The 1,629-nt window shown below is 66.3% G+C and carries 3 protein-coding genes; 2 read left to right on the top strand and 1 reads right to left on the bottom strand.

The annotated features are described in order from the left end of the window. Positions 1 to 234, bottom strand: a 234-nt coding sequence (locus VGM71_RS08180; RefSeq protein WP_331543851.1) for a helix-turn-helix domain-containing protein, incomplete at its 3' end; no start/stop codon positions are given. Positions 235 to 373: 139 nt separating this feature from the next. On the opposite strand from VGM71_RS08180, the gene VGM71_RS08175 reads away from it, so the two are divergent. Then, positions 374 to 1,108 (top strand): SDR family NAD(P)-dependent oxidoreductase, encoded by a 735-nt coding sequence (locus VGM71_RS08175; RefSeq protein WP_331543848.1) that lies wholly within the window; start codon positions 374 to 376, stop codon positions 1,106 to 1,108. A gap of 195 nt (positions 1,109 to 1,303) precedes the next feature. Beyond that, a partial coding sequence (locus tag VGM71_RS08170; RefSeq protein WP_331543846.1) for an NADPH-dependent F420 reductase occupies positions 1,304 to 1,629 on the top strand: 326 nt, incomplete at its 3' end.

The following is a 1,629-nucleotide window of genomic DNA, read 5'->3' as shown; positions in this document are numbered from 1 at the left end:
TCCGGCCGTGACGCCGGGATCGAATCGGCGCAGGTATTCGGCGACGATTTCGTCCTTGCCGGGGAAGTGCTGGTAGGCCGTGCGCTTCGACACCTGGGCCACGGCGCAGAGCTGGTCCATGCCGGTGCGGTTGATGCCCTGATCGCGGAACAGCTGCTGTGACGCGCTGAGGATGCGCTCGCGCGCGCCCCTGCCGCGGCGCCGGCCCTGGGGGCCCTTCTCCAACTCCGTCATGCGTCCAGCATAGCCCACTTGGGTACCGACCGGTTTACATAGCTTGCGTTCCCGCTGGCCATCCGATACGTTAAGCGCACAGATCGGTGTACATAACAACCAGGCGGATTCGAATGCCCAGCAATTACAAGGAGTGATCGTGGGAAAGCTCGATGGCAAGGTAGCGGTGATCACGGGCGGATCAACCGGCATGGCGCTGGCCGGCGCCAAGCTGTTCGTAGACGAAGGAGCCCACGTCTTCATCTCGGGCCGGCGGCAGGAAGCGCTGGACGAAGCCGTCAGGCTGATCGGCCGGAACGTGACCGGCGTGCAGGGCGATGCGGCCAACCTGGCGGATCTGGACCGCTTGTTCGACACGGTCAGGCAGGAAAAGGGCGCGGTCGACGTGCTGTGGGCAAGTGCCGGGACGGGCGAGCAGCGCAGGCTCGGCGAGATCACGGAGGAGCACTTCGATGCCGCCTTCGGGCTGAACGCGCGCGGCAAGCTGTTCACGGTGCAGAAGGCATTGCCGCTGTTCAACGACGGCGGCTCGATCTTCATGACCGGGTCGAACGCTTCGCAAAGGGGCTACCCCGGGTGGAGTGTGTATGCGGCGAGCAAGGCCGTGCAGCAGGCCTACGCCCGCGTGTGGGTGGCCGAGTTGAAGGACAGGCGGATCCGGGTGAACGTGCTGACCCCCGGCCAGGTCGCCACGGCGAAGCAGGAGGAGCTGTTCGACGAGGAGACGAAGCGGCAGTTCGAGTCCCTGATCCCGCGGGGAAAGATGGGCCGCCCTGAGGAGATCGCGACGGTCGCGCTGTTCCTCGCCTCGGACGACTCAAGCTACGTGAATGGGATGGAGCTGGTTGCCGACGGCGGCACCACGGTGATCTGAGCGGGAGACACCGGCATGTGCGGGTGGCGACTGCGAGTCGGCAGCCTGAAGCGGCAGGTCAGAGGCTCTAGGCCGGGATACCGCGGTACCTGACGAGCAGCAGCTGTCCCGGCACATCGCAGCCGACGCGCTGGGCCTGACCCGGCACAAACGAGACAAAGCGAAAGCTCGAGGACAAGGAAGCGAGCACACATCATGAGCAGCATCAGCATCATCGGCACCAGGAACATGGCCCGCGCCATCGGTGCGCTGGCGGTAGCGGGCGGCAACACCGTCGAGGTCATGGGCCGCGATCAGTCCAAGGCCGCTGACCTGGCCAAGGCTCTCGGCGGCGGCGCCACGACGGGAGAGTGGGGCGCCGTCCCGGCCGGGGACATCGTCATCGTGGCCGTGTTGTACGACGCTGTCGTTCCGGTCGTCGCCCAGTACGGAGACGCCCTCGCGGGCAAGGTCATCGTCGACATCAGCAACCCCTTCAATTCCGCGGCCGACGGGCTGGCCACCCGCGAGGACACCTCGAT

The sequence above is a fragment of the Luteibacter sp. genome (assembly GCF_036499525.1).
GTDB lineage: Bacteria > Pseudomonadota > Gammaproteobacteria > Xanthomonadales > Rhodanobacteraceae > Luteibacter.
Note: the sequence above shows the minus strand (reverse complement) of the source record. Positions and strands in the feature narration are given on the sequence as shown.